Genomic DNA, 12,689 nt, shown 5'->3' with positions numbered 1-12,689 from the left:
AACCAATTGTTTTTAAATAAAACAATGGGTTTGAAAACTTATATTTTTCAATCTTTTGTGTTAATAACAATAAAACGCTCCTTATTCTAAAGAACTATCTTGATTATAACTAATTAATTTATCTTTTTTTTAAAAAAAGATAAATTACTATTATATGTTTATATAATAAAAATTTATCACAAAAATTATTTTTCAGTTCTCGGTTTCATATGTGGAAATAATAATACATCTTTAATACTATTTTGACCAGTTATTAACATAACCAAACGATCAATACCAATGCCCAATCCACCTGTTGGTGGCATACCATATTCCAATGCTTCAACAAAGTCTAAATCCATAGTTGCTGCTTCATCATTACCACTATTTTTTTCTTTTACTTGCTCTTCAAAACGATTATATTGTTGCAAAGAATCATTTAATTCCGAATAAGCATTTGCATATTCTCTACCAGAAATAAATAATTCAAAACGATCAGTAAACTCTTTACTATTTTTATTTAATTTAGCAAGTGGTGAAATTTCAATTGGATAATCAAAAATAAAAGTAGGTTGAATTAAAGTTTCTTCAACAAAAGATTCAAAAAATAAATTAATAATATGACCAGTACTATTATAATGATCTGGAATATGAAGTTTATAATTTTTTGCAAGTTTTAATATAAGTTTAAATGTTTTATTTTTTTCAATATTTCTAATATTATCATCTTCAATATTATGATATTTTAAAATCATATCACTAATTTCTTGGAAAATTTTAGTAAACTCTTCATCGTTGATCATAGCTTTTTTAATTGAATCAATCATACTAATTTTTTTTCATGATTTTTCAAAATTTAATATATTTTCATCATATTCTAATGTTAATTTATTATGCACTGTATTAATTAAATGTTTTATACAAGACTCTGTTAAATCCATCATATATTTCATATCTTGATAGGCAACATAAATTTCAATAGTTGTAAATTCTGGATTATGTTTTTTACTCATACCTTCATTACGAAATAATCTACCGATTTCATAAACTTTTTCAAAACCACCAACTATTAATCTTTTTAAATGTAATTCAGTAGCAATTCGTAAATATAAATCAGTTTTTAATGTATTATGATGAGTAATAAAAGGTTTAGCGGCAGCACCACCATATACTTCTTGTAAAATAGGTGTTTCAACTTCTAAATAACCTTTATTATTTAAAAAACTTCTTAATTCATTAATAATTTGTGTACGTTGTAAAAATGTTTTTTTAGTTTCTTGATTCATAATTAAATCTACATATCTTCGTCGATAACGTTCTTCAATATCTGTTAAACCATGAAATTTATCTGGTAAAGGTCTAAGTGCTTTTGATAACATTACAATATCATAGACTTGAACTGTTAGTTCTCCTTTATTGGTTTTCATAACCTTACCTTTAATACCAAAAAAATCGCCTAAATCTGCATATTCTGCAAATCATTCAAATTTTTTTTGATTAACATATTCTGGTTTTAAATAAATTTGAAATTTACCTGTTTGATCTTGCAAATGAGCAAAGATTGAACCCTTTCCCATTTCTCTTTTTGTCATTAATCTACCTGCCATTTTAATTTGATCATTAAGTAAATTAGCAACAAATTTTGCTAACTCTTCTTTATTTTTATTTCTAAATTCGCTATTTAAAGTTTCACAATTATAATTTCTTTCTCAATTACGCCCATAAATATCATAATTTTGCTTATATAAATCTTGTATTTTTTGATATCTTAATGCTTCTTGCTCTGTCAAAATACGTCCATTAATTTCAAGTTTAGTTTCTTTCATTGTTTTCATCCTTTGTATTTAAAATAAGTATTTAAAATAAAAAAATTAAATTAAATAAGATTGTTTAGGTTTATACATAATGATATCAATTTTCAATACCAAATTCTACTGTCAACAATTAATTTTAAATTTTATAATAAAACCCTTATATTTATAATAAGGATTAAAGTTTAATTTAAATATTTCTACTAATAGATATCTATAAAAATTAGAGATAATTTATTAAACATTTTTTACTTTCTAAATATTAATTTTGTATAAAATATGTTTTGTTAAAATATCACTTTTATTTATTTTTGGATGATAAAATTCTTTTATTTTTTTCATACCTATTCGTTTGATTACATTTTATGATTTAATATTTAATATACTAGTAAAACTATAAATTTCAGTTAATTTTAAATTGTTTTTTGCATATTTTAAACATTCTTTAGCTGTTTCTGTTGCTATTCCTTGACCTTAAACACTTTTTTTAAAACGCCAACCAATTTCAATACATGGTCTAAAATCAACAATAAAATCAACTTCGCTAAAGCCAATAAAACCAATAAATTTATTGTCTTTTTTAAATTCAACAGCATAAAAACCAAATAAATTATTATTTAAATTATTTTTAATTTTCAAAAAATATTTTTCTGTATCATCTTTTGATAATGTACTAGAAAAATATTTCATGACATCTTTATCAGAATTTAATAAAACAAGTTCATCTAAATAACTATCTTTTCACTGTCTAATTTTTAATCTAGGGGTTTCAAAAAATATCATATTTTTACTCCTTTGTTATGATATTTTTTCTATTAACAATTTGTTAGTTTATTTAATTAATAATATTAACTTCAATTTATTTCACTTGGTTTCATTGGTTTTTCATTATTCTTTACACTAATAATTTTACCATTTTTAACATTAATAACAGTATTTGCAACATATTGGAAGTTAGGATTATGAGTAACCATAATAATTGATGTTTTATATTCTCGATTAACATCCAATAAAATTTCTAATACCTTACGCCCCATTTCTTCATCAAGTGCTCCTGTTGGCTCATCACAAAATAAAATTGTCGGATTTTTTGCTAGTGCTCTACCAATCGATACTCTTTGTTGTTGTCCACCTGATAATTGACTTGGAAACTTATTCATATGTTCATCCATTTCGATAACTTGAAAAATATCATCAATACTCATATTTTTATTTTTATTTTTATTTTTCGCAAGATTTTCACCAACTTCAGCATTTTCACGAGCAGTTAAATTAGTTAATAAATTGTATTGTTGAAAAATAAAACCAACATTATCTCGTCTAAATTTAGTTAAATGACTATCTTTTAATAAAGATAAATTGTATCCCGCCACAAAAACATCACCAGTATTAGGTTTATCCAATCCCGAAATAATATTTAATAATGTTGTCTTACCACTTCCCGATGGTCCTAAGATAACAACAAAATCACCTAATTTAATTTTTAAATTAACTCCTTTTAATACTTCATATTCTAAGTCTCCAGTTAAGTAAGATTTTTTAACATCAAATAATTCAATAACATTAGTTTGAGTATCAGGAGTATTATTAGTCATTGATATAATTTTACCTGCTAAAATTTCTTTTGAATGAGTTTTTGTTAATTTTTTAATTGCTTTTTGATTATCTTTAAAGGCTTGCAATTTAGCTTTATTAGCTTCTATTTCTTCCTTTGATTCTGGTTTATCATGAGATTTATGAGTTACTAGTGGTATTGTACCTTCGGTTTTAGATACTGACTTCTTTGTAAAACTAGATTCTAACTTATTTTTAGTTACTTGTTTACTTCCAATGTCTTTATCATCTTTTTTAATTTCCTTATTATCTTTTTTCATTATCATTTCTCCTTTTTAATTCCATGCTTTTATAAATAACACACTAATTTTATCAATTACTTTATCTTATTTATATAGAAATGCTTAAAAAATATTTTAACTTCCTTGTAATAAAGCTGTTACTGGTTTGTATTTAATTAAATATAACCCAACAGCATAGCCAATAACCATTATTAAAAATACCATTCCAAAGCAAGATAAAATTGTAACTAGATTAGCAGCCACATTAAAAACAACGCCTGCTTTAGTTGCAATAATTAAAGTAATAATATTTCACACAACATAAGAAATAATAGTACCTAAAATAAAAGCAACCAATAAAGCAATAATATAGGAGCCAATAATCAATCTGTTAATTTCATTTACACGATAACCCAAAGATTTCATAATTGCAATAATTAATAAATTTGATGATGTTTTTACTGATAATTGTTTTTTATTAGAAGAACTATTACCAGAATTTAAAGAAAGTACAAGTAAAAATAGTATCAATGAAATGCAAAACAGAAAAAGAAATATTAAACAATTGGCAAAAGAAAATGAGCAAGAAAATGAAGAATGAGATATAACAGAAGAAGATGAAATTAAATAATTAAAAAGTAACAATAATAATAGAAAAATTGCTCTTTACGAATTATTAAACCTGAGTTGTAAATATAAATGGGACAGTTTTTTAAAATAATTGTATTAAATCTATTGGTCTTTTATAAGAGAGCGATTTTCTTTTAATTTTCACAAAAAATCTTGATATTACTTTTAATTTAAAATTAAAAGTAATATTTTTATATCGGGGGTGATTTTTTGTGACTAATAATGAATTAATTGATGTTTTAAAAAACAAAAAAAATTAAGAATTTATAAAAATTATTAGACATTTTAAAAATAGAATTAAACAAATTGAGAAAAAAGAAAAATTAGATGCAATTGATAAAAAATTTAAAGAAAAAGGAATTCAATGTCCAAATTGTAAATCTTATTGATGTGTAAAAAATGGTTTTAAGAATAATAAGCAAAAATATTTATGCAAAGATTGTAAAAGTAGCTTTGATGCTTTAAGAAATCATTTTTTTACATTGAAGTCATTTATCTCATGAACAATGAGATTGAATAATTTGATTGTCATTGTTAGGTCAATCTGCTTATACTATTTCTCAATTTGCTAAAATTTCAAAAACATCAGCACGATTTAATCGTCAAAAATTTATGAAATCATCACAATTAGCAAAAAAACAAAAACCCTTCACAAAATTAAAAGGTAGAATTGAAATTGATGAAACTTTTATCAAAGAAATTCATAAAGGAAATTTCAAAAATACAGATGATCCAAGAAAAAAATGAATTGAAGAAAATGCTAAAGATTTAAACTGTTGTATTGAAATGGCAATTGATGAAAATAAAAATATTTATGCTCAAACAACAAATACTAAAAGATTAACAAAAAAATGAGTACAAGAAAATTTAACATCTAAGCTTATCGAAGAAAAATCAATTATAGTTTGTGATATGCAAATACTATATGATACAGTAGCTAAACAAACAAAATGTACTCTCAAGAAATTTAAATCAAAAGAAAATAAAGAATTAAATTATAAAAATTTAAGTAATATCAGTAAAATACAATCAAGTTTAAAAGAATTTATTACTCATTATCATGGCATTGGATTTACCAATATTCAAAATTACCTCAATTTATGAAAATTTAAATACCAACATTATAAAATATCACCTTATGCAAAATCTGAAGCATTATATTTCAGTTTGTAAAAAAAATAAATCCCAAAATTAAATAAAATCAAATTTTAGGCCGGGTTGATGATTTTTTTTATTTCATCAAGAGTTTTTTTGAAAATTAAAACGATTTTCTGGGTGTAGAATTAATTTGAAATGCTATAAAATTTAAATTTTTTTGTTTATATGAAGATAGATCTGTAGATTTTGGTAAATATCTTCTTAAAATACCATTATTATTTTCATTTAAACCCCTTTGGCAAGGTTTACCAGGATCTGCAAAATAAATTTTGACATTACAAATTTTTTCGATTAATCTTCATTTACTAAATTCTTTACCACGATCAAAAGTAATGGTTTTAACTGTTCCTTTTTGTAACTTTGAAATAAATTTTATTATACTTTTCGTAATATTTTCTGATTTATGATTTTGAGTTACTAAAGGAATTGTGGTTTTTGATCATATATCAGCCAAAGTAATAATAGAACTTTTATGATCTTTGCCAATGATAGTATCACCTTCTAAATGACCAAATTCTTGTATATTTTTAATATTAGGAATGATTAAATTTCTTTCATGAATAGACTTACAATTATTAATTTTGCCCCTAGTTTCTTTTTGTTTGTGAGATTTATTTTTGCCTTTTCTCAATAAGTTATTTTCATCAAAACCCATTCGATTTGTTTTAAACATGTTATATAAAGTTTTTGTTGAAATGCTTTTTATTTTATTTTCCTTTAAAAAGTTAGCAATTATATCAAGAGCATACTTTTTAGTAATTAACAAATGATTAATACTATTAATTTCTGTTAAAGTTAAAATTATTAATTTTCTTCCTGCATTTTGTTTATTTTTTTGAAATTGATTAAATATTTCTAATGGCAATAAGTTTTTATTTAATAATCTACAAACTCTATGTACAGTTGATTTACTATAATCAACAATTTTTGCTATTTTACGAATCGAAAATCCATAATTTTTATATTCTTTTATTGCTATTATTGATTCAATACTCAGATACTTATACATTGCGCTAATTCCTTTCTTTTCTTAATTATAGAACTAACACAATTTAATTTTTATATAAGTGTCCTTTTTAATTTTACAATTAAAGTAACAATAAAAAAAGTTACTGTTTAACACCCATTTTTTTCATTTCTTCATATAACCTATTATTATTTCTATTATTTCATGTACCAAATTGATGATTAAAAGAAGTAAGCAAAGGATAAGAAAACCCAAGTTCTACTAATTTTTTAATACATTTAAAATAATCTTCTTTTAATGGTAAAACAACTTAAGTAACTTTCTGTTTTCGTGGTTGTTTATATTGAATACCACTATAAATATCATTTAATTCAGGAACAATAAAAGCATAAATTCCACTAACACCAACTTCCATAAAATTATGTTTATTTGGATGAGGATATTCAAAAATTTTAATATGCAAAACCAAATGTTCTAATAAATTACAATAAACTCATCGATCAGCATATTGATAGGCAAATGGTGACTTTTGAGCTCATTTGGGAGTAGATAACAAAATTGCTTTATCTTCATCAATATGATGAATATATAAACCCTCTTTTCCCCTTGTTATTCCTTGTGATTTCTTAGACATTGTTGCATCTGAAAAATAATTTTTTGAAATACATCCATATTTATTTTTTAAAAAATTACAAACATTTTCATAATTCATTGTTAATAATTTTTCTACTTCTGACATGCTTACCCCATACTATACTACTTTATTTTTATGATAATAATGAAAATCAAGTTTTCTTTTTTATTACCCAAAATAATATAAATTAATCTTTAACAAAAGCTAAGACAAAACTAAAACTACCATGTAATAAAAAATGATAATCATCTTCAATAGCATTAACATTAATATGAAGATCATCAAATGTTTTAATAGATTCTGATAAAGTATGACCTTCTACATTAACAATATAGTCACTATCTTGTTTTGCTGTTGGAACAATAGCATTAATTTTACTTTCAATTAATGATAAACAACGTAAAGCAATTGCTTCACCAAAAGTAGTGGTATTAATTTTAATTTTTTCTTCTGGCTTATCAATATTAACATTACTCATGTCTTTAGCTTTTGATACTAATTTTACACAAGCAATTAAAAGTACCTTTTAAAAAATTACTATTATTTGAAGCAGATACATTAACAGCAAGTGATTCAAATTTATCAATTTTAGCATACATATCATTATGATTCACAATTGTTATTTTATAATCGGTTCCATTTTTTGGTTTTTTTCCTTCTGGAAATAATTTACGGACTTCTCCCCACATGTACTTGTGGAGGAAACAATGAAATTGAATGAGTTCAACAATATATTTCAAACAGAAAAAGATTGTTTGAAATATATAGCAAGTTTGAAGGAAAACAAATGTATGAGGTGTTCTTGAACAAATTTGAATACTTCTGATTTAAGAAGAATAAGATGTTTGAAATGTCATCAAACATTTAGTATTCTTCATGACACCATTTTTTACAAGTCACAAACACCTTTGACATCTTGGTTTTATCTCATCTTTAGATGAATAAACACCAAACATGGAATTCCATCAACTGATGTTGCAAAAGAATTGGGAGTAACTTTGAAAACTGCTTGAAGAATGGGTCATAAAATCCGAAGTGCAATTGCAAAACAAGAACCTCAATTCATTGTTGAGGGCATAGTGCAAATGGATGAAATGTATCTTTCACATATGGGTTTTAAAAAACAAGGAAGATCCTTAAAAAATAAAACTTTGATTGTTGGGATTTATGAAAAAACAACAAATAATTTAATTGTGAAAGTGTTGAAAAATGCAAATCAAAAAAATCTTTTGCAATTTGCAAGAAACCACATTTCTTCAAAGTGTGATGTACATACTGATTCTTGAAAAGGATATCGCCATTTTAAATCAGTTTTCACTAAGCATGAAACAGTTAACCATCAAGATGGCTATGTTTCAAAAACTGGTGTAAACATAAACCAGATTGAATCGGCATGAAAGCACATCAGACGAACATTTAAAACACATATCAAAGTTGAAAAACATCATGTTCATTTATACGCAAAAGAATCGGCATATAAATTCAACAATATACCTAGTTTTGAAACTGTAATGTTATGTTTGATTTAAAAATGTGGGGAGAAGTCCGTAGATAGGCTTTTCTCAGCATTTATGTGATAAAATTTAAAAATAGTACATAAAGGGAGAAAAGCCATAATTTATTAATTTCGGTTTGTACTTTAGTTTTAAATTTAATTAAAGCTGTATTATAAATATCTTTATTTAATTCAACAGGAGCATTAGTAACTTCCATATTAATATTACTAATATCAACATATTTTTGATTTGCATCATTTACCTTATCACATGCAATAAGTTGTAAAGAAATAATGCTCGTTAAAAACATCGCTTTAAATACTTTTAATATTTTTCTCATAGTTTTTCACCTATTATTATCTCGAAAAAACTAATCTTCTTAGTTTTAACTTTATATTTATTAATTATTTTTGATTATTAACTTATTATTATTTTGTTTTCTTGAATATTTTTTATAACTATTTGTTCCAATAAAAATATAGTAAATTAAAATATTAATAAAACCTATTAATACTGATACTAAACCAAAATATAACAATAGGCTAACTTTAAAAGAAGAAAAAGAAAATATAATTCCTAAAGTAATTAAAAAAAAGCCAGTAAATTGAATAAACTTTCAAGTATTAAATTTAAAGTGTTTTTTTGCCATAATTTTGCTCCTAATAATATATTTTGTATAATTATATCATTTTCACAAAAAAAGCAAAATTTTTAATTATTAAATAATAATTGTTATAAACTAATAACATGAACAGCAAAACTAATTGCTTCTTCATATTTACCTGAGTTGTAAATATAAATGGGAGAGTTTTTTAAAATAATTGTATTAAATCTATTGGTCTTTTATAAGAGATCGATTTTCTGGGTGTAGAATTAATTTGAAATGCTATAAAATTTAAATCTTTTTGTTTACTTTAATTGTAAAGTTAAAAAGGACACTTATATAAAAATTAAATTGTGTTAGTTCTATAATTAAGAAAAGAAAGGAATTAGCGCAATGTATAAGTATCTGAGTATTGAATCAATAATAGCAATAAAAGAATATAAAAATTATGGATTTTCGATTCGTAAAATAGCAAAAATTGTTGATTATAGTAAATCAACTGTACATAGAGTTTGTAGATTATTAAATAAAAACTTATTGCCATTAGAAATATTTAATCAATTTCAAAAAAATAAACAAAATGCAGGCAGAAAATTAATAATTTTAACTTTAACAGAAATTAATAGTATTAATCGTTTGTTAATTACTAAAAAGTATGCTCTTGATAGAATTGCTAACTTTTTAAAGGAAAATAAAATAAAAAGTATTTCAACAAAAACTTTATATAACATGTTTAAAACAAATCGAATGGGTTTTGATGAAAATAACTTATTGAGAAAAGGCAAAAATAAATCTCACAAACAAAAAGAAACTAGGGGCAAAATTAATAATTGTAAGTCTATTCATGAAAGAAATTTAATCATTCCTAATATTAAAAATATACAAGAATTTGGTCATTTAGAAGGTGATACTATCATTGGCAAAGATCATAAAAGTTCTGTTATTACTTTGGCTGATATATGATCAAAAACCACAATTCCTTTAGTAACTAAAAATCATAAATCAGAAAATATTTTTAATTTTATAGCATTTCAAATTAATTCTACACCCAGAAAATCGATCTCTTATAAAAGACCAATAGATTTAATACAATTATTTTAAAAAACTGTCCCATTTATATTTACAACTCAGGTTATTTTTTTCTCAAAAAAATGTAATACTTTTAACATTAACTAATGGTATTATTTGTAGTTCAAAAGAATCAATAAAATAAAGATTATTTCGTGAAATTAACAAGTCTATTTGATTTAAAGGTATAAAATCTGATGATTTGATAAGATTAATGTCTTTAATTTTATAACGTAAAAATAATTTTTTGGCATCACTATATTCAGTTTTTAAAAGAATATTTTGGCCAGAAATCTTATTAAGATCTTCATACTTTCCCAAAATGACTTTGTCACTATAATAAATATCTTCTTTAATTTTTTCTATTGAAACTGGTAATTCTTTAGTATTTATTTTTTTTAATTTTAAATATTTATATAAAGTATTTATATCTTTAGTAATTTTTAATATTTTCTTTTGTTTATTTTTTTTAATTAATAAAATTAGTGCAATTAATAAAATCAATATTGTTGTGCATGCAATAATAATTAAAATTATTCATCAATTCATAGTATTATCTCCTTTTTTAATACTGTTATCTAATTATTATCTAATAATTTTATCATTAAAACTATTAAAAATAGTTGATGGTTTATTTGTTAAAATCTCACCCGCTACTCTATACCTTAAGTTAGGCAAGTTTATATTATGATAATCGTTAATTGGTTGTTCATTACTGAAATTACAACTTGTAGCTACTAAAGGCCCTGTTAATTTAATTAATTTTTGAATAAAATGTGAAGCACTAACTCTAATTGCTATTGTCTTTTTATTTATTAAATATGATGTGTTTAAACTAGGTTGTTTTAAAACTATAACAGTAACTTTACCAGCACTAAAATTATTTATTAAAAATGACTGTAATTGATCGCTAATTATACCAATGCTTTTAGCTTGTTCTCAACTAGCAACTAAAATTGGCAGTTCTTTAGTATAATCACGTTTTTTTATTTGATAAATTTTATTAATAGCTTTGTCATCATTAAATTTACAAACAAGACCATAAATTGTATCTGTTGGTAAAGCAACCACTTCACCATTAGCAATGATTTGACTAATTTCTTTAATTTGATTTTGCTGTAAAGTTATCATGAAAACACCACTATAAATTTTAACTAAATTATACACCTATTATTTTAAATATAATAGTTGTTTCAAAATAATGAATAAAAAAGTTATAAATGATATTTGTAATTTAAAATAAACCTTAAAATTACTAATTAAAGATTGGAAAATCATTCATTAATGGTTTAATAAACATCTTAATTTAATATAGATTAATATTTATATTAGATTTTTATTAAATTAAATATAGAAGGAGAATCAAAAAATATTCCCAAAAGAAAAATAGGAATACAACATACTAATGAAGAAATTGAAAAAATAAGAAAAGAAATTGAAGATAATGATAATAAACCATTTATAATAGAAACAATTTGTATTCAAAATATCATTGAAAAAACAATTGATAAAAAATTTAACGGACTTCTCCCCACATGTACTTGTGGAGGAAACAATGAAATTGAATGAGTTCAACAATATATTTCAAACAGAAAAAGATTGTTTGAAATATATAGCAAGTTTGAAGGAAAACAAATGTATGAGGTGTTCTTGAACAAATTTGAATACTTCTGATTTAAGAAGAATAAGATGTTTGAAATGTCATCAAACATTTAGTATTCTTCATGACACCATTTTTTACAAGTCACAAACACCTTTGACATCTTGGTTTTATCTCATCTTTAGATGAATAAACACCAAACATGGAATTCCATCAACTGATGTTGCAAAAGAATTGGGAGTAACTTTGAAAACTGCTTGAAGAATGGGTCATAAAATCCGAAGTGCAATTGCAAAACAAGAACCTCAATTCATTGTTGAGGGCATAGTGCAAATGGATGAAATGTATCTTTCACATATGGGTTTTAAAAAACAAGGAAGATCCTTAAAAAATAAAACTTTGATTGTTGGGATTTATGAAAAAACAACCAATAATTTAATTGTGAAAGTGTTGAAAAATGCAAATCAAAAAAATCTTTTGCAATTTGCAAGAAACCACATTTCTTCAAAGTGTGATGTACATACTGATTCTTGAAAAGGATATCGCCATTTTAAATCAGTTTTCACTAAGCATGAAACAGTTAACCATCAAGATGGTTATGTTTCAAAAACTGGTGTAAACATAAACCAGATTGAATCGGCATGAAAGCACATCAGACGAACATTTAAAACACATATCAAAGTTGAAAAACATCATGTTCATTTATACGCAAAAGAATCGGCATATAAATTCAACAATATACCTAGTTTTGAAACTGTAATGTTATGTTTGATTTAAAAATGTGGGGAGAAGTCCGTAGATAGGCTTTTCTCAGCATTTATGTGATAAAATTTAAAAATAGTACATAAAGGGAGAAAAGCCAAATTTAATAATAATGATTTTACAAAAATGATTTTTCCCAATAAAA

16 protein-coding genes and 1 pseudogene are annotated in these 12,689 nt (G+C 23.6%); 5 read left to right on the top strand and 12 right to left on the bottom strand.

Going from position 1 to position 12,689, the window contains the following annotated elements:
* Positions 1–185 precede the first annotated feature (185 nt).
* The 4 genes from lysS to AAHM78_RS00915 form a co-directional block, all read right to left on the bottom strand.
* Complete coding sequence (gene lysS / locus AAHM78_RS00930) at positions 186–1,805, bottom strand: lysine--tRNA ligase (RefSeq protein WP_342254050.1); 1,620 nt, start codon at positions 1,803–1,805, stop codon at positions 186–188.
* Between the two features lie 459 nt (positions 1,806–2,264).
* A complete protein-coding gene (locus AAHM78_RS00925) occupies positions 2,265–2,573 on the bottom strand; it encodes a GNAT family N-acetyltransferase (RefSeq protein WP_342254049.1) in 309 nt (102 codons plus the stop codon).
* A 65-nt stretch (positions 2,574–2,638) separates the two neighbouring features.
* Entirely contained in the window at positions 2,639–3,664 is a 1,026-nt protein-coding gene (locus tag AAHM78_RS00920) for an ABC transporter ATP-binding protein (protein ID WP_342254048.1), read from the bottom strand.
* A 96-nt stretch (positions 3,665–3,760) separates the two neighbouring features.
* Positions 3,761–4,156 (bottom strand): FtsX-like permease family protein, encoded by a 396-nt coding sequence (locus AAHM78_RS00915; RefSeq protein ID WP_342254047.1) that lies wholly within the window; start codon positions 4,154–4,156, stop codon positions 3,761–3,763.
* Between the two features lie 365 nt (positions 4,157–4,521).
* On the opposite strand from AAHM78_RS00915, the gene AAHM78_RS16555 reads away from it, so the two are divergent.
* Complete coding sequence (locus tag AAHM78_RS16555) at positions 4,522–4,827, top strand: IS1/IS1595 family N-terminal zinc-binding domain-containing protein (RefSeq protein ID WP_425289773.1); 306 nt, start codon at positions 4,522–4,524, stop codon at positions 4,825–4,827.
* A complete protein-coding gene (locus AAHM78_RS00910; protein ID WP_342254046.1) occupies positions 4,787–5,428 on the top strand; it encodes a transposase in 642 nt (213 codons plus the stop codon). The genes AAHM78_RS16555 and AAHM78_RS00910 overlap by 41 nt, the downstream gene beginning before the upstream one ends.
* Before the next feature lie 85 nt (positions 5,429–5,513).
* On the opposite strand, the gene AAHM78_RS00905 is transcribed toward AAHM78_RS00910, so the two are convergent.
* The 4 genes from AAHM78_RS00905 to AAHM78_RS00890 all read right to left on the bottom strand — a co-directional run bounded on the left by AAHM78_RS00905 (position 5,514) and on the right by AAHM78_RS00890 (position 7,703).
* Complete coding sequence (locus AAHM78_RS00905; RefSeq protein WP_342254045.1) at positions 5,514–6,422, bottom strand: IS30 family transposase; 909 nt, start codon at positions 6,420–6,422, stop codon at positions 5,514–5,516.
* Positions 6,423–6,690: 268 nt separating this feature from the next.
* Positions 6,691–7,119 carry a hypothetical protein gene (locus AAHM78_RS00900; protein ID WP_342254044.1) on the bottom strand — a complete coding sequence of 143 codons (429 nt, stop codon included), beginning with the start codon at positions 7,117–7,119 and terminating at the stop codon, positions 6,691–6,693.
* Between the two features lie 82 nt (positions 7,120–7,201).
* A complete protein-coding gene (locus tag AAHM78_RS00895; RefSeq protein WP_342254043.1) occupies positions 7,202–7,492 on the bottom strand; it encodes a hypothetical protein in 291 nt (96 codons plus the stop codon).
* A 4-nt stretch (positions 7,493–7,496) separates the two neighbouring features.
* Positions 7,497–7,703 carry a hypothetical protein gene (locus AAHM78_RS00890; protein ID WP_342254042.1) on the bottom strand — a complete coding sequence of 69 codons (207 nt, stop codon included), beginning with the start codon at positions 7,701–7,703 and terminating at the stop codon, positions 7,497–7,499.
* Between the two features lie 18 nt (positions 7,704–7,721).
* Between AAHM78_RS00890 and AAHM78_RS00885 the strand changes: the two genes are divergently transcribed.
* Positions 7,722–8,543: an IS1595 family transposase gene (locus AAHM78_RS00885; RefSeq protein ID WP_342252843.1), complete on the top strand. Its 822-nt coding sequence runs from the start codon at positions 7,722–7,724 to the stop codon at positions 8,541–8,543.
* 367 nt (positions 8,544–8,910) lie between these two features.
* Here AAHM78_RS00885 and AAHM78_RS00880 read toward each other — a convergent pair whose 3' ends face one another.
* Both AAHM78_RS00880 and AAHM78_RS16550 read right to left on the bottom strand, forming a co-directional pair.
* Positions 8,911–9,159 (bottom strand): hypothetical protein, encoded by a 249-nt coding sequence (locus tag AAHM78_RS00880; RefSeq protein WP_342254041.1) that lies wholly within the window; start codon positions 9,157–9,159, stop codon positions 8,911–8,913.
* Positions 9,160–9,322: 163 nt separating this feature from the next.
* Positions 9,323–9,421 (bottom strand): annotated as a pseudogene (locus AAHM78_RS16550) (IS30 family transposase); the annotation flags it as partial.
* Between the two features lie 86 nt (positions 9,422–9,507).
* Between AAHM78_RS16550 and AAHM78_RS00875 the strand changes: the two are divergent.
* Complete coding sequence (locus AAHM78_RS00875) at positions 9,508–10,215, top strand: IS30 family transposase (RefSeq protein WP_342254040.1); 708 nt, start codon at positions 9,508–9,510, stop codon at positions 10,213–10,215.
* On the opposite strand, the gene AAHM78_RS00870 is transcribed toward AAHM78_RS00875, so the two are convergent.
* Both AAHM78_RS00870 and AAHM78_RS00865 read right to left on the bottom strand, forming a co-directional pair.
* The gene (locus tag AAHM78_RS00870; RefSeq protein ID WP_342254039.1) at positions 10,207–10,731 is read right to left on the bottom strand and encodes a hypothetical protein; all 525 of its coding nucleotides are present in this window, start codon (positions 10,729–10,731) and stop codon (positions 10,207–10,209) included. The genes AAHM78_RS00875 and AAHM78_RS00870 overlap by 9 nt on opposite strands.
* A gap of 36 nt (positions 10,732–10,767) precedes the next feature.
* Positions 10,768–11,313, bottom strand: a complete 546-nt coding sequence (locus AAHM78_RS00865) for an L-threonylcarbamoyladenylate synthase (protein ID WP_342254038.1) — start codon at positions 11,311–11,313, stop codon at positions 10,768–10,770.
* A gap of 373 nt (positions 11,314–11,686) precedes the next feature.
* On the opposite strand from AAHM78_RS00865, the gene AAHM78_RS00860 reads away from it, so the two are divergent.
* Complete coding sequence (locus tag AAHM78_RS00860) at positions 11,687–12,559, top strand: IS1595 family transposase (protein WP_342254037.1); 873 nt, start codon at positions 11,687–11,689, stop codon at positions 12,557–12,559.
* The last annotated feature ends 130 nt before the right edge of the window (positions 12,560–12,689 follow it).

This window comes from Spiroplasma endosymbiont of Zeiraphera isertana, from assembly GCF_964030805.1.
GTDB lineage: Bacteria > Bacillota_I > Bacilli_A > Mycoplasmatales > VBWQ01 > Spiroplasma_E.
The sequence above is the reverse complement of the archived record's forward strand: the minus strand, read 5'-3'. Positions and strand labels throughout refer to the sequence as shown.